Raw genomic sequence first — 18,547 nt, forward strand, 5'->3', positions numbered from 1 at the left:
TGCGGAACCGCCGTTCACGCCCCCACGGTCTTGCTAGCCTCCCGCCATGCAACAGGTCTCGAGGCTCCTGGAGATCGCGAGCGCGATCGATGAGCAACGCGTGAAGGACCGCGCGGAGCGGCTGTCGTCTCGGCTTCGTCCCGGGACGATGGCCTTCGCCATCGCGGCGCTCCTGACGGCCGCCTACCCCGCGATCGGCGCGATCATCGAGGCGAATCCGGACATCGTGGAGCGGCTCGCGGCGGAAGGCCACCAGACGGCGCGCGATCGCGCCACGTACCTGGCGCGGATCCGGAGCCGCGTCGGCGACGTCTCGGACACGGACCGCGTCCGGCGGGAGCTCCGGCGCGTGGCGCGCGAGGAGCGGATCCGCGTCGCGCTGCGCGAGCTGCTCCCGCCGTCGGCGGGCGGCGCGGACATCGACGTCACCGCGCGCGAGCTCACCGCGCTCGCCGAGGCCACGATCGAGGTCGCGCTCGCCGAGGCCGTCTCCGCCGTGACCGCGCGGTTCGGAGAGCCCCGCACCGCGACGGGCGCGCGCTCGAAGTTCGTCGTGCTCGGGATGGGGAAGCTCGGCGGCGACGAGCTCAACGCGGGCTCCGACGTGGATCTGATCTACCTCTACGACACGGATGACGGGCACGTGGGCCTGCCCGGCGATCGCGCCGTCTCGGTCACCCTGCACGACTTCTGGGCCCGCGTCGCGCGCCGCCTCACGTCGACGCTCGAGGAGGTCACGGAGGACGGCTTCGTCTGGCGCGTGGATCTCCGGCTCCGCCCGGAGGGCAGGAGCGGTCCGCTCGTCAACTCCCTGGCCGCGGCCGAGCGCTACTACGAGTCGTTCGGCCGCCTCTGGGAGCGCGCCGCGCTGCTCCGCGCCCGCGAGATCGCCGGCGATCTCGACTTTGGCGCCGAGGCGCTCGGGGTGCTCGGCCCGTTCGTGTGGCGGCGCCAGGTCGATCCGCAGCTCGCCGTCGACATGATCGAGCTCGTCGATCGCGCTCGCGCGGAGCTCCCGCACGACGCATCGCGCGACCTGAAGCTCGGCCCGGGCGGGATCCGCGAGGCGGAGTTCTTCGTGCAAGCCCTGCAGCTCATCTGGGGCGGGCGCGAGCCCCGCGCGCGCGCGCAGGGCATGCTCGACGGCCTGCGGCGCCTGCGCACCCTGGGGTACGTGACCGACCGGGAGGGGCGGGAGCTCGTGGAGGGCTACCTCGCGCTCCGGCGCGCGGAGCACGCGGTGCAGTCCGCGACCGGCGTGCAGACGCACCTCCTCCCCGACAGCGAGGCGGAGATCGCGCGCCTCGCGCGGGCCCTGCGCTTCGAGGACGCCGCGGCGTTCCTGGCCGACACCGCGCAGCGCCGGGGGCGCATCAAGGCCCGGCTCCTGTCGCTCCTGCCGAAGGGGAGCGCCCGGCCGTCGCGGTGGATCGACGCGATGGCCGCGCTCGACCACGGCGATCGCGACGCGTTCGCCGAGGCGCTGGCGAAGCACGCCGTGCTCGTCCTCGGCGGCGAGCCGGCGACCGCCGCCGACGGCGCCGCGTCCGGGCTCGCCGCGCCGCCGGAGCCGCACGCCTCGCTGACGGCGCGCTTCCGCGACGTCGCCGACGATCTCTTCGAGCTGTCCCGCCACCCGGACGGCCTGCTCGGGGCGCGCAGCCGCGAGGCGTCCTCGTCCCTCGCGGAGACGCTGCTCGCCGCGGTGGTCGACGCCGCCGATCCGGAGCAGGCCGCGCGCTTCCTCCGGCTGTGCTTCTCCCGCATCAGGCACTCCTCCGTCTACGCGCGCATGCTCGGCGACGAGCCGCGCGCGCTCCGCAGGCTCGTCGAGGCGCTCGGGTCGAGCGCGTTCATCGGCGACGCCATGGTGAGGTACCCCGAGCTCGTCGACGCCGTCCTGTTCGCGCGCGGCGCGCCGAGCGCCGAGCTGATCCGACACACGATCGAGGCCAGCCTCAGCGAGGCGTCGCCGGACGAGGATCCGGAGGAGGCGCTCATCGGGGCGCTCCGGCGCGCCAAGGCGCGCGTCACCATCGAGGTCGGCCTCGCCGACCTGAGCGGCGAGGTCGGCACGCGCGAGGCGACCCTCGCGCTCTCGGATCTGGCCGACGCGTCGCTCGAGGCCGCGACGCGCTTCGCGCTGGGGACGCCGCCGGGCGAGCCCGTGCGAGGGCTCGCCGTGATCGCGATGGGCAAGCTCGGCGGCCGCGAGATCGGCTACGGCTCGGATCTGGACGTCTTCTTCCTGTTCGACCCGGCGTGCGCGCCGCCCGGCGAGCAAGGGGCCGCGTCCGACCCCGGCACGTACTACGCGCGGCGCGCGCGGCAGATCATCCGGCTCATCTCCATGTCGCACGCGGCGGGCCCAGGCTATGAGCTCGACACGCGCCTGCGCCCGTCGGGCAGCCAGGGGCTGCTCGTCACGTCCATCGACTCGTTCGCTCGCTACCACGGCATCCGCCGCGCCGACGCGGCCTCCCCGGCGCCCGCGGAGCCGGAGTCGTCGCCCGGCGCGCGGCACATGCGCGCGGCGATCTGGGAGCGGCTCGCGCTCATCCGGGCGCGCGCCTCGGCCGGCGATCCCGCGCTCGGGGCGGAGGCGATCGCCATCGTGCACGAGGCCGCGTACCTCCAGGCGGACGACTTCGATCGGATCGCCGAGGAGATCCACCGGCTCCGGCTGCGCATGGAGAGCGAGCTCTCGCACGAGCGCCGCGGCCGCCGCGACTTCAAGCTCGGGCGGGGCGGCCTCGCGGACATCGAGTTCGCGGTGCAGCTCCTGCAGATCCGGCACGGCGCCGATCCGCGCGTCAGGACCACCGAGACGCTCGCGGCGATCGACGCGCTCGCCGCGGCTGGACACCTCTCGGCCGAGCACGCCGAGACGTTCCGGGACGGCCACGCGTTCCTGCGCAAGCTGGAGCAGCGGATCCGCATCGTGCACGCGGACGCGTCGCAGCTCCTCGAGGAAGACGCGCCCGGGGTCCCGACCCTCGCGCGTCGGACGGGCATCCGGGGCCGCACCGCGGCCGAGGCCGCGCGCGAGCTGCTCGCGCGCTACGGCGCGATCACCGAGCGCGTGCGCCGGGCGTACGAGGCCATCGTCGCGGGCGGCGCGGCGTCTCTCGGTGAGGCGAGCGAGGCGCGAGCGGCGAGCACGGCGAGCGCGGGGGAACCGGCGGAACCGGGGGAACCTGCGGAACCGGGGGAACCGCGCGAAGACGAGCGCTGACGGTTGCCGTTGACCCTAGTCGGACGCGGTGGAATGCCAGGCGTTCCGATGACCACCCAGAGCGAGCAGAGCGCACGCCCGTCCGTCGGGCACCGTCATGTCACCGGGACGACCTCCCTCGATAGCCTCGTCGGCGCGCACCCGGGTACGCTGAGGCAGTTCTACGAGGCAGGGAAGCCGGCGGATCCGGCGGAGCTCGGCGATCTGCCGCGAGGGCGCCTGCTCGCCCTGCAGCCGACGGCCGGGATCCACCTGGCGACGCGCCCGCTGATCACGGCGCTCGCGTCGCGCTGGATGCCCTGGAAAGGGAACGAGTTCGACCATGGCGGCAACTCCGGCACGAACGTGGTCTTCGGGAGCCGGATCTGTCGCTTCAAGGCGCAGCTGATCGCTTCGGAGCTCGACGGCAAGCCGACGCTCGCGCTGACGTATGGCGAGAAGGCGTTCGGCAATCCCTGGCCGGTGAGCGCGGTCAAGGACGAGCTGCGGACCGTGGAGGCCGGGCTCGCGATCGGGCCGATGCTGCTGAAGTGGCACGAGCGGTGGCACGCCGTGCTCTGGTTCGGGCTGACCCGCGTCGATCCGCAGTAATCCGCCGGACGGGCCCGAAGCGGGCTCAGGCGAGCCGGAGGCGCGAGCGGCGCTCGTCGCGGGACCTCGCTCGCGGAGCAATTGCACGGGGCGCGCGGCGCGCGGTGCGAAAGAACAACGCGCTCGTCACGAATCATCGATCCGTCAATCCTTCTTGTCATTGCGTCACGCACCATGTCGGACGCACGAATAGTCACTGTCCAGGCCGTCCGACCGCGCGACACGCATGTCCTTCGCGGACGCGGTAGTCAGAGGTATCAGGGCTCGCCCTAATAACCCATCGCTCCATTCCTGCTCTTTGCTGGACATACTTCCCGATTTCTACAGTCTGGCATACGATAGAGACTGGGCGGCAGCAGAGCACCTTTGCTCGCGTCGCCGGGAGGCTCGAAATGGTGACTTGGTCGGGCAAGGCGGGAGTCTTGATGGCTGCGATCGCTGTAGCACCGGGCGTCATGGCTGGCTGCTCCTGCGGAGATACCGGGGGCACGGCGCCTGTAGCATCCGGCGGCGCGGGGCCTGGCGGTGGGGGTGGAATTGGCGGTGGAATTGGCGGTGGCTTCGGCGGCTTCCCGGCGATCGCCAGCGGGGGCGGCGTCGGAGGCGAAGGCGACTGCGAGGGCCTCGAATGCCAGCAGGTCGAATGCGAGAACGGGGCGAAGACCACGGTGAGCGGCACCGTGTACGACCCCTCGGGCAAACTGCCGCTCTACAACGTGATCGTCTACGTCCCCAATGCGCCGCTTGAACCCATCCCCGACGGCGCGACCTGCGATCAGTGCAGCGCGACGCTCTCCGGCTCACCGCTCGTGACGGCGCTGACCGATACGGAAGGAAAGTTCGTCCTGGAGGACGTGCCGGTCGGCGAGAACATCCCGCTCGTCGTGCAGGTGGGCAAATGGCGCCGCGAGATGACGCTCCCCGTGGTCGACCGATGCAAGGACACCGCGACGGACGCCGGGATCATCCGGTTGCCGCGCAACCAATCGGAGGGGCACATCCCGAAGATCGCGCTCACGACGGGCGGCGCCGATCCGCTCGAGTGCTTGCTGCACAAACTCGGGATTGATGAGAGCGAGTTCACGCCGGAGACCGGGACCGGGCGGATCAACCTGTTCGCCGGCCGCGGGGACGTCGATCACGAGGTGACGACGCGCTATGCGGAGCGCCTGAATCAAGGCGCGGAGTTCACGCCGGCCACGAGCCTCTGGGGGACCGTGGACGCCCTGAGCCAGTACGACATGGTGATCCTCGCCTGCGAGGGCGACCCGCACGTGGAAGACAAACCCGGGCCCGCGCGCCAGGCCATGTTCGACTATACCTCGCTCGGCGGGCGGGTGTTCGCGTCCCACTGGCACAACGTCTGGCTGAAGCGGGGGCCGGCGCCGTTCCCGGACACGGCGGTCTGGGACAACGACGTCACGGACCCGGAGAGCCCTCTCACGGCGCTCGTGGACACCACGCTCCCGAAGGGGCAAGCCCTCGCGGAGTGGCTCGTCAATGTCGGCGCGTCGGACGTGCCCGGCGAGATCGTGATCAACGGCGCGCAGCATACGGTGAGCGACGTGACCGAGGACGTCTCGACCCGGTGGATCTATTACGACGAGCCCGAGCCGGCCGGGGTCCAGTACTTCACATTCAACACGCCCGTCGATGCCCCAGAAGATCAGCAGTGCGGGCGTCTCGTGTTCACGGACATCCATGTCTCTGCGGCGGACCTCACGGGCCCGCCCTTCCCGGAGGGGTGCTCCGCGGAGGAGCTGAGCGCGCAGGAGAAGGCGCTGCTCTTCATGCTGTTCGACCTGTCGTCCTGCATCGTGCCCGACGACGAGCCGCCGCCGATCCCCATCCCGCAGTGACCTGCCTCTCCCGCGTCCCTGGCGTCCGCCGCGCCGCCGGCGCCCGTGCGCCGGCCCCGGAGCGCCGCCGGGGCTGAAGGACCCATGTCGGTATTCTCCTGAACTACGTCGTCTCCATCCCGAGCTGCCCCGCAAACGATCCTTGATGATGGGCGGAGAGCGTCCTCTCCGCTCGATCCGGCGAGCGCCGCGCGCCATCGGGGGTCGCCTTCGTTCCTCTCCGGGATATCCTGTTGCTATCCGCCTCGCCTGAGCGCTGGAGACCACGAGCCGCGGAGCATCTGTGCTCCATTGCGCGCGGCGGCGGGACACGCTGCCGCGCTGCGCAGCCATTTCGCCGCGCCGCGCTCCGCGTGCGCCTCGGAGATATCGATTGAGCAGACGGAGGCGTACGAAGACGTACGAAGACGACAATCATGACGACAGCCGAGACAAGAGGCTGTCGCGGTGGGAAGCACCACGCAGATACGGAATGTCATCCATGCATGGTCCGGGGATCCTGCTAGGATGAATCTCGCCCGCAGTGCGGGGTTACATCCGGAGCCTGGTCGCTGGTCTTCGGCTCGGCAGAAGGGACATTCCTACGATGGTCCAGCATCGCCCTAAGCCAGCGGCTGCATGTCGGGCCATCGAGCGTTGGCTTCGCGAGGGCGGTCGTGCTCCGCGGTTGCGCGGGGCGTCGCAGGAGACCGGGCGCACGGAGGCGCTTCCGCTGCAGGGCGAGATGGGGGGGATGCGCGGAGTGATGGAGGGCGATGAAGTTCAGGTCTGTCCTGCGCCGCCGCCGTCCTCGCGCCGGTACCTGTTCAGCCGGCGCGGCGACGCGGGCTGCCCGCTCTGCGCGCGGCGCGCGCGGTCGACGATGCCAGGCCTCGGCGGGGCGCCGTATCCCTTCCTGGCCGCCACCTGGGTGGTCCTCATGGTCGGCGAGCCCTTGCCGTCACCGCCCTGATCGCGCCCGGGCGCGGCGTCGTGCGCGTCAGCCGCGCTGCCGCGCCCGGGCGCGGCGTCGTGCGCGTCAGCCGCTCTGACGCGCACGACGCTGCGCTCCGGGCGCGTTCGTCGCCAGCGCGGCGGAGCGGGCGCGCGCCAACCCCTCACGCTGGCCGCGAAGGTGGCCGGCGTGCCGCTGCGCCCGGAGGTGAGGGCCTCGCGCGGAGGCGCGACGGCCGAGATCTGCCGGCGGCCTCTTGGGATGCTTGAGATGGGATGTGACGGGAAAGGTGCGGTTGGGCGCTCCGCGGCGAGCGGCGCGCCCGACGCTGCAGCTCAGCTGGCCGCCGACCGCTTGCCGGCGGTCGCGCGCTTCTGCCCCGCCCTCTGCGCGCCCGACTGCGCCGCCTTCGTTCGCCGCGCGGCTCCGCGCCCGACGCGGGCGCTGGCCGACGGCTTCCTCATCGCTGCTGCGCGCTGCGGCGCCGCGCGCTTCGCGCCCGCCGCGCGCGTCGTCTTGCGCCCGCCAGCCGGCGTCGTGCCCGCCGCGCGCGTCGTCTTGCGCCCGCCCGCCGGCGTCGCGCCCGCCGCGCTCCGGCCGCGCCCCGCCGCGCTACCGGTGGCGGTCCGCTTCCTCGTCGTGGCCGCCCTCTTGGCCGCGCCGCTCTGCTGCCGGCTCGTCTGTCCGGCGGTCGCCTTCCTCGGCGCGCTGCTGGTCTTCTTCTTCTCCGCCGCCGCGGTGCTCCGCGCCGTGCCCGGCCGCGCCGCGGCGCTCGCTCCTGCCTTGCTCGCTCCCTTCTTCGCCCGGGTCACCCGCCGGGTCGACACAGCGGTCATCCGTGCGCCGGCAGCGGACTTCGTCCGCCTGCGCGGAGCCTTCCGACCCGCCTCGCCCTGGGAGTTCGCGGGCGCAGCTTGCTCGCGCTCGCCGCTCTGGACCCGCTTCCTCTGCTTGGACGTATCCTTCGATGTCTCGCCTCTCGGCATTGAGCCCTCCCCCCGAGCTCTCTCGACATGAGCTCGCTCGTGGACTCATGGTGCCACAGCCTTCCCTCTTTCCCGGTCGGAAAGTCGGCGGGAAGCACCGGAATCGAAATCAGGATCCGCTGTAGCCAACCCCGGCGGAAGCGCCTATTGCGCGTCAGGCGCTCGGCAAATCGGCGCCCGAGACCCGCGCGGTGGAGCCGCGGGCGCGGCGAGCCCCACGCCCGCGCGAGACCCGCTCCCCTCGCGCCCCATCGCGCCCCGCGCCGCGCGCCGCGCGTCAGAAGCAGGTGCCGCCGCCGCAGCTCCTGCCCACGCAGCGCAGCAGCTGCAACGTCTCCGGGCTGTGGATGCACTGGAACCCGCAGACGGCGGGGCCGCTCCCCTCGTCGAGGCAGCCGAAGAAGCACGCGACGTCGTCCGCACAGGTGGGGCTGAGCAGGCACTGGCTCAGCTGCGCGCAGCAGCGCTCGGCCACGCATCCTCCGCAGCCCGTCCCGTCCGACGGGCAAGCGGGGCCGCCGCAGAGGCCGTTCTGGCAGCTGCCGTTGCAGCACTCGCCGGAGTCCGCGCACGGCTGGCCGTCGCGCGCGCACGGGGGCCGGCAGACGCCGTCCTCGCACGCGCCGCTGCAGCACGCCTCGCCGGACGCGCAGCGGCTGCCGTCTGCGGCGCACTCGACGCAGACCAGCCCGCAGAGCCTGGGGACCTCGCCGACGCAGATCTCGTCCCAGCTGGTGGTGCAGCAGAACGGGTCGAACCGGCAGAGCTCGGCCGCGCCCCCGCCGCAGTCCGCGGCGAGCGGCGCGCCGATCTCGCAGGGCGCGTGCGAGCACGCCGCGCCCCCGCACACGCCCTGCGCGCAGACGCCGGAGCAGCACGCATCGGCCGAGCCGCACGCGACCCCGTCCGAGCTGCACCCGCCGCAGATGCCCGCGTTGCAGCGCCCGGTGCAGCAGTCCGCGCTCTGGCCGCACACGGAGCCGTCGGGCGCGCACGCCTCGGCGCAGGCGCCCGCGACGCAGGCGCCGCTGCAGCACGCGTCGCCCGCGCTGCAGCGCGCGCCGTTCGGGATGCACGGCGCGCGGCACGCGCCCTCCACGCAGCTCAGCGAGCAGCACTGTCCCGCGGACCCGCACGCGCTCCCGTCCCGGAAGCAGCCCCGCCCGCAGGCTCCGCCCATGCAGACCCCGGCGCAGCACGCCGCCGCGCTCTGGCACGGCGCCCCGTCGGCCGAGCAGCCCTGCCCGCAGAGCCCGCCGGTGCACAGGCCGGCGCAGCAGTCGCCCGGGGCGGCGCACGGCGCGCCGTCCCGCGCGCAGCTGTCGCCGCCGCAGATCCCCTGCGCGCACGCGGCGCTGCAACAGTCCGCCGCGCCCTGGCAGGGGAGCCCGTCCTCCCGGCACACCGGCGGGTCCGGGGGCGGCGCGTCGGGGGCGCCCCCTGCGCCCGCGGGATCGGGCAGCCCGACGAGCTGCTCTCGGGAGCCGCACCCGAGGGCCAGCGCCGCGAGGACCACGAGCACGAGGAACACGAGGAGGCAGCGCGCTCGGAAAAGCACGGCGCGGAGGCTAACACGGGGGGCAGTTCATGACGGGCGGGCGTGGCGGTGGGGCAACGGCGGGGACGTGGGGAAGTGGAGATGGAGATGTCGAACGGAAGCGGGGAGGCGGCGCCGCCGGGGCGGGAGACCTCGGCGGCCCGCCGAACGTGCGGACCCGAGGCGGCTTCCGATGCTACACTCGCGAGCGTGTCGTTGAAGATCGACCAGGATCACGGGCGCTTCCGTCAGATCGTTCGCGGCCGCATCCGCGAGAACCTGCGCAAGTACATCTCGCAGGGCGAGCTCATCGGACGAAAGGGGAAGGACCTCGTCTCGATTCCCATCCCTCAGATCGACATCCCGCGCTTCCGCTTCGGCGACAAGCAACGCGGCGGCGTGGGGCAGGGCGACGGCAACCCCGGCGATCCCGTGGGGGGCTCGGACGACAAGCAGCCCGGCCAGGGGCAGGCGGGCAGCGGCGAGGGGGACCACCTCCTCGAGGTCGACGTCACGCTCGAGGAGCTCGCCGGCATCCTCGGCGAGGAGCTCGAGCTGCCCGACATCCAGGACAAGGGCAAGAGCAAGATCTCGAACGCCCACGATCGCTACTCCGGCATCCGCAGGGTGGGCCCCGAGTCGCTGCGCCACTTCAAGCGGACGTACCGCGAGGCGCTGAAGCGGATGATCTCGAGCGGGACGTTCCGCCCGTCGGCGCCCGTCGTCGTCCCCGTCCCGGACGACAAGCGGTACCGCTCGTGGAAGACGATCACCGAGCCCGTCGCGAACGCGGTCATCATCTACATGATGGACGTCTCCGGTTCGATGGGCGACGAGCAGAAGGAGATCGTGCGCATCGAGTCGTTCTGGATCGATGCGTGGCTGACCCGCCAGTACAAGGGCCTCGAGTCGCGCTTCATCATCCACGACGCGATCGCCCGCGAGGTCGACCGGGACACGTTCTTCCACACGCGCGAGTCCGGCGGCACGATGATCTCGAGCGCCTACAAGCTGTGCTCGCAGATCATCGACAACGACTACCCGCCGGACGAGTGGAACATCTATCCGTTCCATTTCTCCGACGGCGACAACTGGTCGATGGACGACACGCTCTCCTGCGTGGACGTGCTCAAGACCCAGATCCTGCCGCGGGTCAACATGTTCGCCTACGGTCAGGTCGAGAGCCCGTACGGCTCGGGCCAGTTCATCAAGGATCTGAAAGAACACTTCTCGCAGGACGATCGGGTGGTGGTGAGCGAGATCAGGGACAAGGACGCCATCGTGGGCAGCATCAAGGATTTCCTGGGGAAGGGGAAGTAGAGCGGTATGAGCAAGTTCGCCCTGAACACCGCGCTTCCCCGCTACCTGCGCACCGAGAAGGAGCGCATCGAGAAGATCGCCCGGGACTACGGGCTCGACTTCTTCCCCGTCATCTTCGAGATGCTGACGTACGACCAGATGAACGAGATCGCCGCGTACGGCGGCTTCCCGAGCCGCTACCCGCACTGGCGGTTCGGCATGGAGTACGAGCAGCTCTCGAAGAGCTACGAGTATGGCCTCTCGAAGATCTACGAGATGGTCATCAACAACAACCCTTCGTACGCCTACCTCCTCGAGGGCAACTCGCTCACCGACCAGAAGCTCGTCATGGCGCACGTGTATGCGCACGTCGACTTCTTCAAGAACAACTTCTGCTTTCGGTCCACCGATCTCGACCATCGCGGCCCGATCCTCGACCCGGTGCGGAAGAGCGACGCCTACGATCCGGACCGCAAGTGGATCGACAAGATGGCGAACCACGGCGCGCGCGTGTCGCGCCACATCGAGCGCTACGGCATCAACAAGGTCGAGGCGTTCGTCGACCACTGCCTCTCGCTCGAGAACCTGATCGACCCGTGGGCCCCCTTCTCCGGCCGTCCTGTGGCCAGGGAGGACGAGGAGCCCACGGAGGAGCCGATGGACACCTACAAGCTCCGGGCCAAGGAGTACATGGACTCCTTCATCAACCCGGAGGAGATCCTCGCGGCGCAGCGGAAGAAGCGGCAGGACCAGAAGAAGCCGGAGCGCAAGGTGCCCGAGCGCCCGGAGCGCGACGTGCTCAAGTTCCTGCTCGACCACGCGCCGCTCGATCGGTGGGAGCGCGACGTGCTCGAGATCATCCGCGAGGAGACCTACTACTTCGTCCCGCAGCGCCAGACGAAGATCATGAACGAGGGGTGGGCCTCGTACTGGCACTCGAAGATGATGACCGAGAAGGTCCTCGATGCGTCGGAGATCATCGACTACGCCGAGAACAACGCCGGTGTCATGGCGACGGCGCCGGGGCGCTTCAACCCCTACAAGGTCGGCGTGGAGCTCTATCGCTACATCGAGGAGCGATGGAACAAGGGCCGCTTCGGCCGCGAGTGGGAGGAGTGCGCGGACCTCGACGCGAAGCGCACGTGGGACATGCGGCTCGGCCTCGGCCGCGAGAAGATCTTCCAGGTGCGCGCGCTCTACAACGACGTGACCTTCATCGACGAGTTCCTGACGCCGGAGTTCGTGATCGAGCAGAAGATGTACACGTTCGGCTTCTCGGGGCGGAACGACAGGTTCGAGATCGAGAGCCGCGAGTTCAAGGAGGTGAAGGAGAAGCTCCTCTTCCAGCTGACGAACTTCGGCGACCCGTACATCCGTGTCGTCGACGCCAACTACGGCAACCGGGGAGAGCTCCTGCTCGAGCACGTGCACGGCGGCTTCGACCTCCGGGCCGACTACGCGCGCGAGACGCTCGTGGCGCTCGTCCGGTGCTGGAAGCGGCCGGTCGGCGTGGCGACGAAGATGGATAACAAGCCTGTGCTGCTCCGGTACGACGGCAAGGAGCACGCGATGACCCCGTACAAGCTGTGAGCGCCTGCGGAGCGATCCGCCGGCTCGGCGTCCTGATCGCGCTCGCCGGCTGCGCCCCGGCGGCGCCAGCGTCGCGCTCGCCGGCGCCGCGACCCTCGGCGGAGGCCCCTGCGCCGTCTGCCCGGCTCGATCCGACGGCGAACGCCGCGCCCGCGCCGCCTCCGGGGAGCGGCGCTGCCCAGGGCGCGGCGGGCCCGCCGGTCGGCTCGGGCGTCCCGCTCGACGCGCCGTCCACCAGCGAGGCAGCCGCGGCGAGCCCTCCTCCGCGCGTCGCGCGCGGCACCGGCACGCCGGCGGACAGGAAGCTCGAAGAGGGCGACGCCGCCTATGCGAGCGGCGATTTCGCCGCTGCCGAGAGGGCCTATCGCGCGGCCGCGCAGCTCGACAAGAAGGACGCGGCGGCGATCGTCGGCGCCCAGCGCGCGGCGATCGCCAGGGCAGGCGTGTCCACCGACTACAACGGGGCGCCGGGGGACAGGACGCTGCTCGCCGCGCTCCCGGAGCTGAAGCGCGCGGTGACGCTCGAGCCTGACCACGCGCTCGCGCACCTCGAGCTCGGCCGCACACTCCTCGTCCTCGGCCGGGCCGACGCCGCGCTCGGTGAGCTGATACGTGCCGCGGAGCTCGCCCCGAGCGACGCCGAGGCGCACTCCGCGCTCGGCGTCGCGCACCTCGCGCTCGGCAACCTGCAAGACGCTGTCCGCGAGCTGACGCGTGCCGCAGAGCTCGCCCCCGGGGACGCGGAGCGGCAGGCGAACCTCGGGACAGCGCTCCTGGCCGCGGGGAGGACGGCCGACGCGATCCGCGCATACGAGCGCGCCGCGAGGCTCTCGCCGGCGGACGCGCGCCTGCAGAACGACCTCGGGACGGCGCTCCTCGCCGCGAACGATCCCGCGCGCGCCGTTCCGCACCTCGAGGCGGCTGTGGCGCGCGACCCGGCGCGCGCCACCTACCGATCGAACCTCGGGTATGCGTACCACCTCCGCGGCGACCTGCAGAAGGCGACCGCGCTCTACCGCGAGGCGCTCAAGCTCGACGACAAACTCGGGAGCGCCTGGATCAACCTGGGCAACGCCCTCGCGCAGTCGGGCCAGCTGAAGGACGCGCGCGCAGCGTACGAGAAGGCGCGCGCCGTCGATCCCACGGATCCGCGCGTGAAGGCGGTGATGGACGAGCTCGACGCCATCGAGCGGCGCGGCGCTCCGCCGCGGTGACGCCGAGGCGCCGGTCGCGTGCGCCACAGCGGCGCTGCGCGGCGCGAGCCCGCGGTCAGGCGCGCGCTGCGCGCTGCGCTCGGGAGGCTGCGCGCTGCCGCGCCGGACAGCGCGACGGTGAACACACGCGGCCTGCATGGATGATTGTCAAGCTCAATCGTTGCCATGTCCGACCCCGCGCGTCTTTTGGCCGCTCGCGCCGCTCGCGCCGCTCGCGGCGAAGGTGAGGGCGCTCGTCGAGCGGCGCCCGGCAGCAGGACGACGGCTGCGGGACCATCGATGTTGTGAAGCGCTCCGGACGCCTGACGATACCCGGCGCCAGCCGCGAGCGCTCGCCCGGCGCGGGACTCGTCGCGGCGCTGCCGCGAGACGCCGACTCCCGCGCGGGAGGGCCGCATACCGAATCCGCGCCGGAGAGACGCACTCGGCTCCGGCGCGCGCTGGGCTGCGTGGTAGGTGGGCGCACGGATCTCCTCGCACTCCCGCGGCGACTCGCGGGACCACACGATGTCTGAGCGTACCTCGGCCGCGCGCAGGAAGGGGTTGACAGCAGCGACGCACTTTCGATTACCTCTCTTCTGCTGCTCCAAATGGTCTGATGGTCAACGACTGTGCGCCCCGCCGAGGCGAGCGGGAGCGCATGTGTAGAGAACTACAAATGGCGCCGCCGGCGCGGGTGCTCTGTGGACAAAATGTCTGCCTGTCGTGGTGACCCACGAACATCGCCTGCTGAGGCAAGCGGAGCCCGTTTCACCCGGAACTGCGCGAAACGACCGAACGGAGCCGTCGGCCAGCAGGCGGCACCCTACATCAGTTCACCTGGTCATGAGACCAGTGGTCTTCGGTAAATGCGAGCTGTATTACAGAAATTTTACGGCGCGGTGGCATGCCTGGTGCAACCGGCCGGGCGGTCGCTGACGTTTCTGCCGCGTGAAGGCCCGGATGGCGCTCGCTGGAAACCTCGCGATGCACTCGACGGGGCACCCCGAACCCGGGTAACCTCGTTCGTGCCTCACTTGTCAACCAACCCCCGAGGCTTTGATGTCCGTTTCCAAGCAGGCCGACATAGCTCCGACCTTGCGACCGCCGCCCGCGTTACCGGCGGACGGCATGGTCATTTCCGCGAACTTCTCGGTCGGTGGCTTCAGTAAACGGTGGAACCACTGTCATCAGCTAGCCAATTTCCTCGCGAGGTACGCGAGCGCCAATGAGGATGACCCCGAGCGCCACGCGACCTTGCTCTCGACGTTCTTCAACGAATTGCTGGAAGCGATATACCGGAATCACGGCTCCACCGGCGAGATCAAGATGCGGTTCCGCAAGAAGCAGAACCATATCCTCGTCGAGGCGGAGGTCCCGATCAACGAGCAGAGCGCCAAGTTCTACAACCACGCCGTCCAGCTGGCCAATCAGCCGGACCCGATGGCGTGGTATCGAGAGCAGCTCGAGCACGACGTTCCGGATGATGACGCTCAAGCGCTCGGGCTGCTCGAACTCGCGGTCGTCTACGGCTCGAAGCTCAGTATCTCCGAACCCACGAGCGGGGACTGGCTCCTTCTGGCGATTCAGTTCCCGTTCACTGAGGTAGAAGAACTATGACAGCTCCGATCGGTCGCGAATCCGCCGTACCGCCCTCGTCTGCGAGCGGCCTCCCTTCGTGGCGCTCGCAGGTGACCTTCAGCATGCGCGTCGACCAGACCGACCAGGAGGTTGCGCTCTCGGGCATGCTGCGGCCGTTCGGTGCCGATCAGATGAGGGCCATCCGCGGCACGCTGGAGACCGCGGCCAAGAACGCGAGCGGCGAGCTCTGCCTGGACTTCAAGCGGCTCAAGTACATGAACAACGTGGCATTCCTGGAGATCAACAGGTTTGTCCGTTGGGCCGTCGAGGCGCGTCCCAACCTCAAGATCAGGCTGATCATCTCCAGCGTCATCCCCTGGGCGATCCGCAAGTTTCAGGTCATCGCGGAGATCTACTCGAGCGTCTCCGTCGAGATCTACGACGTCGCGTTCTACCCGAGCCAGGGAATGCTCGAAGATGCCGAGTTCATCGACGTCCTCCGCCTCCAGGAGCGCATCATCTGGGAGCACGAGAAGACGGGGCTGACGAACCACGGCCTCTACCCGGGGATGAAGATCGCCGACATCGCGTGCGGCTTCGGCGACTTCGCGATCTTGCTCCAGAAGGAGTTCAAGCCAGAGCACGTCGTCGGGGTCGATCACTCCCGGCCCGCGCTCCGCTACGCGCAGGACCACGTGCGGCGGCTCGGGCTGGAGAACGTCGAGTATCAGTACGGCGACGCCGCGGCGCTGCTCCTGCCGGACAACTCGTTCGACTTCGTGTCTTGCCGTCTGTCTCTCCAGGTCTTTCCGCAGCCCGAGCGCATCATGCAGGAGCTCTATCGCATCTGCAAGCCGGGCGGCCGGATCTACATCACGAACGAGCTCCTGTCGTGCGCGTACGGCTATCCGGAGCAGGACCTCATCCGCGCGACCTACAAGCGGTTCGTCGAGCTCGGCAGGTCGATCGGGATGGATCTCGATACGGGGATAAAGACGCGGCAGATCATGGGGGAGGCCGGCCTCGAGGACATCCGCGTCAACCTGATCGACATCAACAACATGAACACGGACTGCTTCGACTTCGCGCGCGTCGTCGAGTGCTGGATCTCGGTGACCGCCAACATGGCCCGGACCGCCGGCGCCCCGCCGGACTACCATGCCGAGCTGAGCACCGGGCTGCGCGCTCACATGGCGGCCATCACGCACCCGCACGGCCTCGCCTCGTGGCCGATCTACGCCGGCTCGGGCCGCAAGCCGATGCGGGTCATGTGAGGGGAGGCCGGGTCGTCATGCTCCGCCGCGTCGTGATGCCGATCGAGTGGCCCAGGGCCGTGCCGTTAGGAGATTGCCAGCCGTGAGCGTTCAACCTCGGAACTCTGGCGAACAGCGGCCTCAAAGCCTGCTCTTCAGGTTCAGGAAGTTCAGCACCAAGATCATCTTCGTGACGGGCGTGAGCGTCCTGCTCGGCGCCGTGTGGAACGTCGTCGTCGGGCGGCAAGGCATCCACCGGCTGAGCAGCGAGGCCGCCGCGGAGATCGAGGCCGGCCTCAACTCGGCGAACCGCGAGTACCTCACCAATCACCTGGAGGACAAGGCCACTCACGTCAACCTCCGGCTCGGCGAGGCGTACAGGGATCTCCAGACCCTCGCCGGCGTCTTGCAGACCGTGATCGATCGCGAGGAGGACGTCGCCCCGTTCCTGCAGACGGCCGCCGACTTCCCGTATTTCCGCGATCAGATGAAGTACAACCCGAAAGGGAACTGGTACCAGAACGATCCTAGCGAGCCGAGCGTCGTCAGCGTCTGGGGCTACCTGGGGAAGGACGGGACGATCCTGCCCGAGGTCCAGCGGGCCGTCAACGAGACCGCGTTTCTGGATCTGATCCTGCCCTCGTTCGGCAAGTACGGCGCCGACAAGCTTCAGATCTATTACATCGGTCCGGAGGACAAGCCGTATGTGCGGCTGACGCCGTACACGGACATGGCGTCGACCTTCGACAAGCTGTATCCGGGGCACAACGACCAGGGGTGGTACAAGTTCTTCTTCCCCGGCATCGCCGAGAGCTGGAACGAGTGGGCGAAGGACCCCGCCGGGCTGGGCGCGCACCCGGATCAGACCACGGTCACGGCGCCGTACGACGACGCGGCGGGCGGCGGCATCGTGATGACGGCGTTCCACCCGCTCTGGGCGAAGGACCGCAAGACGTTCGTGGGCTCCGTCGGGCTCGATCTCACGCTCGCGCAGCTCATCGCGTCGATCAAGGACGTCAAGCTGGCCACGGCGGGCTTCGCCTTCCTGGCGCAGGCGGACGGGAACGTCTTCGCGGTCAACGAGCTCGGCGCAAAGACGCTGCGGCTGCGCACGGACGCGGGAGCCGGCCAGAACTCCGGCGTCGGCATGCTGCAGCGCTTCTTCAAGGACAGCGAGGACGCGGGGGTGTCTGGCATCGTCCTTCCGAACGATGATAAAGTCGACTACCGGGAGATGGTGATATCGGGCGAGACGTACATCATCGCCCTCCAGCGGCTCGCGCCGGTGAACGGCTGGGCCGGGCCGGACGCGCGCGTGGCCAAGGAGCGGTGGACGATGGGCTTCGTCGTCCCGAAGAAGGAGATGTACGCCTCGCTCCTCGCGGCGCAGAAGAGCATCGAGAAGAGCAGGACGGTGATCGTCGGGACCCAGGTCCTCATCACGATCGCCTCGTTCCTCGTGCTCATGCTGGGCGTCTACCTGATCTCCCGCAAGATGACGGGCGCCCTGGTCGCGCTCTCGACCGGCGCGACGCGGATGCGCGAGGGCGATTACGGCGTTCGCATCGACGTGAACTCCGCGGACGAGATCGGGCAGCTCGGCGTCGCGTTCAACGAGATGGCGAGCGAGATCGAGGCCTACACGAACAACCTCGAAGAGCTCGTCGGCGAGCGGACGAGGGCCCTCGAGAAGGCGAACGAGGAGATCAGCGAGCTGAACGCGAAGCTCGCCCAGGAGAACATCCGGCTCGGCGCCGAGCTGAACGTCGCGCGGCAGCTCCAGCTCATGGTGCTCCCCGCGCCGAGCGAGCTCCAGGAGATCCCGGGCCTCGACATCGCGGGCTACATGGCCCCTGCCGACGAGGTCGGCGGGGACTACTACGACGTGCTCCGGAGCGACGGGCTCGTCAAGATCGGGATCGGCGACGTCACCGGCCACGGGCTGGAGAGCGGCGTGCTGATGCTCATGGTCCAGACGGCCGTCCGGACGCTGCTGGCGGCCAACGAGCGGGATCCGAAGAAGTTCCTGAGCATCGTCAACAAGGTCATCTACCAGAACATCCAGCGCATCCGGTCGGACAAGAACCTGTCCTTGACCCTGCTCGACTACAGCGACGGCGCGCTCCAGCTCACCGGCCAGCACGAGGATCTGATCATCGTCCGGAAGGACGGGACCCTCGATCGTGTCGAGACCATGGGGCTCGGGTTGCCGATAGGCATCGACCTGGATATCAGCGACTTCATCGGTAGCATCGAGGTGAAGCTGGAGCCCGGGGACGTCGTGACGCTCTTCAGCGACGGTATCACCGAGGCGGAGGACTCTTCAGAGGAACAGTACGGAATCGACCGTCTGTGTCAGGTGATCTCGCGAAACCACGAAAGAACCTCGCGGGAGATCAAGGACGCTATCATCGAGGACGTCTTGGCGCACGTAGGCTACAACAAAATCCATGATGACATCACTGTACTTGTCATTAAGAGGGTATGAG

General features: G+C 69.8%; 12 protein-coding genes. 10 read left to right on the top strand and 2 right to left on the bottom strand.

Annotated elements, in window-relative coordinates; genetic code table 11:
* The first annotated feature begins 46 nt into the window (after positions 1 to 46).
* The 3 genes from glnE to WME95_RS10030 all read left to right on the top strand — a co-directional run bounded on the left by glnE (position 47) and on the right by WME95_RS10030 (position 5,685).
* A complete protein-coding gene (gene glnE / locus WME95_RS10020; RefSeq protein ID WP_437908182.1) occupies positions 47 to 3,235 on the top strand; it encodes a bifunctional [glutamate--ammonia ligase]-adenylyl-L-tyrosine phosphorylase/[glutamate--ammonia-ligase] adenylyltransferase in 3,189 nt (1,062 codons plus the stop codon).
* Positions 3,236 to 3,283: 48 nt separating this feature from the next.
* Positions 3,284 to 3,826 (top strand): hypothetical protein, encoded by a 543-nt coding sequence (locus WME95_RS10025; RefSeq protein ID WP_437908183.1) that lies wholly within the window; start codon positions 3,284 to 3,286, stop codon positions 3,824 to 3,826.
* A 455-nt stretch (positions 3,827 to 4,281) separates the two neighbouring features.
* Positions 4,282 to 5,685 (top strand): carboxypeptidase-like regulatory domain-containing protein, encoded by a 1,404-nt coding sequence (locus WME95_RS10030; protein ID WP_437908184.1) that lies wholly within the window; start codon positions 4,282 to 4,284, stop codon positions 5,683 to 5,685.
* Between the two features lie 762 nt (positions 5,686 to 6,447).
* On the opposite strand, the gene WME95_RS10035 is transcribed toward WME95_RS10030, so the two are convergent.
* A complete protein-coding gene (locus WME95_RS10035) occupies positions 6,448 to 6,723 on the bottom strand; it encodes a hypothetical protein (protein ID WP_437908185.1) in 276 nt (91 codons plus the stop codon).
* Positions 6,724 to 6,889: 166 nt separating this feature from the next.
* Between WME95_RS10035 and WME95_RS10040 the strand changes: the two genes are divergently transcribed.
* Positions 6,890 to 7,636, top strand: coding sequence for a hypothetical protein (locus WME95_RS10040; RefSeq protein WP_437908186.1), 747 nt, complete (start codon positions 6,890 to 6,892; stop codon positions 7,634 to 7,636).
* Between the two features lie 246 nt (positions 7,637 to 7,882).
* On the opposite strand, the gene WME95_RS10045 is transcribed toward WME95_RS10040, so the two are convergent.
* Positions 7,883 to 9,163, bottom strand: a complete 1,281-nt coding sequence (locus tag WME95_RS10045; protein WP_437908187.1) for a hypothetical protein — start codon at positions 9,161 to 9,163, stop codon at positions 7,883 to 7,885.
* Between the two features lie 189 nt (positions 9,164 to 9,352).
* Between WME95_RS10045 and WME95_RS10050 the strand changes: the two genes are divergently transcribed.
* The 6 genes from WME95_RS10050 (at position 9,353) to WME95_RS10075 (ending at position 18,546) form a co-directional block, all read left to right on the top strand.
* Complete coding sequence (locus WME95_RS10050) at positions 9,353 to 10,462, top strand: DUF444 family protein (RefSeq protein ID WP_044964401.1); 1,110 nt, start codon at positions 9,353 to 9,355, stop codon at positions 10,460 to 10,462.
* 6 nt (positions 10,463 to 10,468) lie between these two features.
* The gene (locus WME95_RS10055) at positions 10,469 to 12,031 is read left to right on the top strand and encodes a SpoVR family protein (protein WP_437908188.1); all 1,563 of its coding nucleotides are present in this window, start codon (positions 10,469 to 10,471) and stop codon (positions 12,029 to 12,031) included.
* Entirely contained in the window at positions 12,028 to 13,245 is a 1,218-nt protein-coding gene (locus tag WME95_RS10060; RefSeq protein ID WP_437908189.1) for a tetratricopeptide repeat protein, read from the top strand. The genes WME95_RS10055 and WME95_RS10060 overlap by 4 nt, the downstream gene beginning before the upstream one ends.
* A gap of 1,041 nt (positions 13,246 to 14,286) precedes the next feature.
* Entirely contained in the window at positions 14,287 to 14,844 is a 558-nt protein-coding gene (locus WME95_RS10065; protein WP_437534412.1) for a hypothetical protein, read from the top strand.
* A 71-nt stretch (positions 14,845 to 14,915) separates the two neighbouring features.
* On the top strand, positions 14,916 to 16,079 hold the full coding sequence (locus WME95_RS10070) for a methyltransferase domain-containing protein (protein ID WP_437298817.1): 1,164 nt from the start codon (positions 14,916 to 14,918) through the stop codon (positions 16,077 to 16,079).
* A gap of 82 nt (positions 16,080 to 16,161) precedes the next feature.
* Positions 16,162 to 18,546 (top strand): PP2C family protein-serine/threonine phosphatase, encoded by a 2,385-nt coding sequence (locus WME95_RS10075; protein WP_437908190.1) that lies wholly within the window; start codon positions 16,162 to 16,164, stop codon positions 18,544 to 18,546.
* Position 18,547 lies beyond the last annotated feature (1 nt).

The organism is Sorangium sp. So ce327, assembly GCF_051530205.1.
Classification (GTDB): Bacteria; Myxococcota_A; Polyangia; order Polyangiales; family Polyangiaceae; genus Sorangium; species Sorangium cellulosum_B.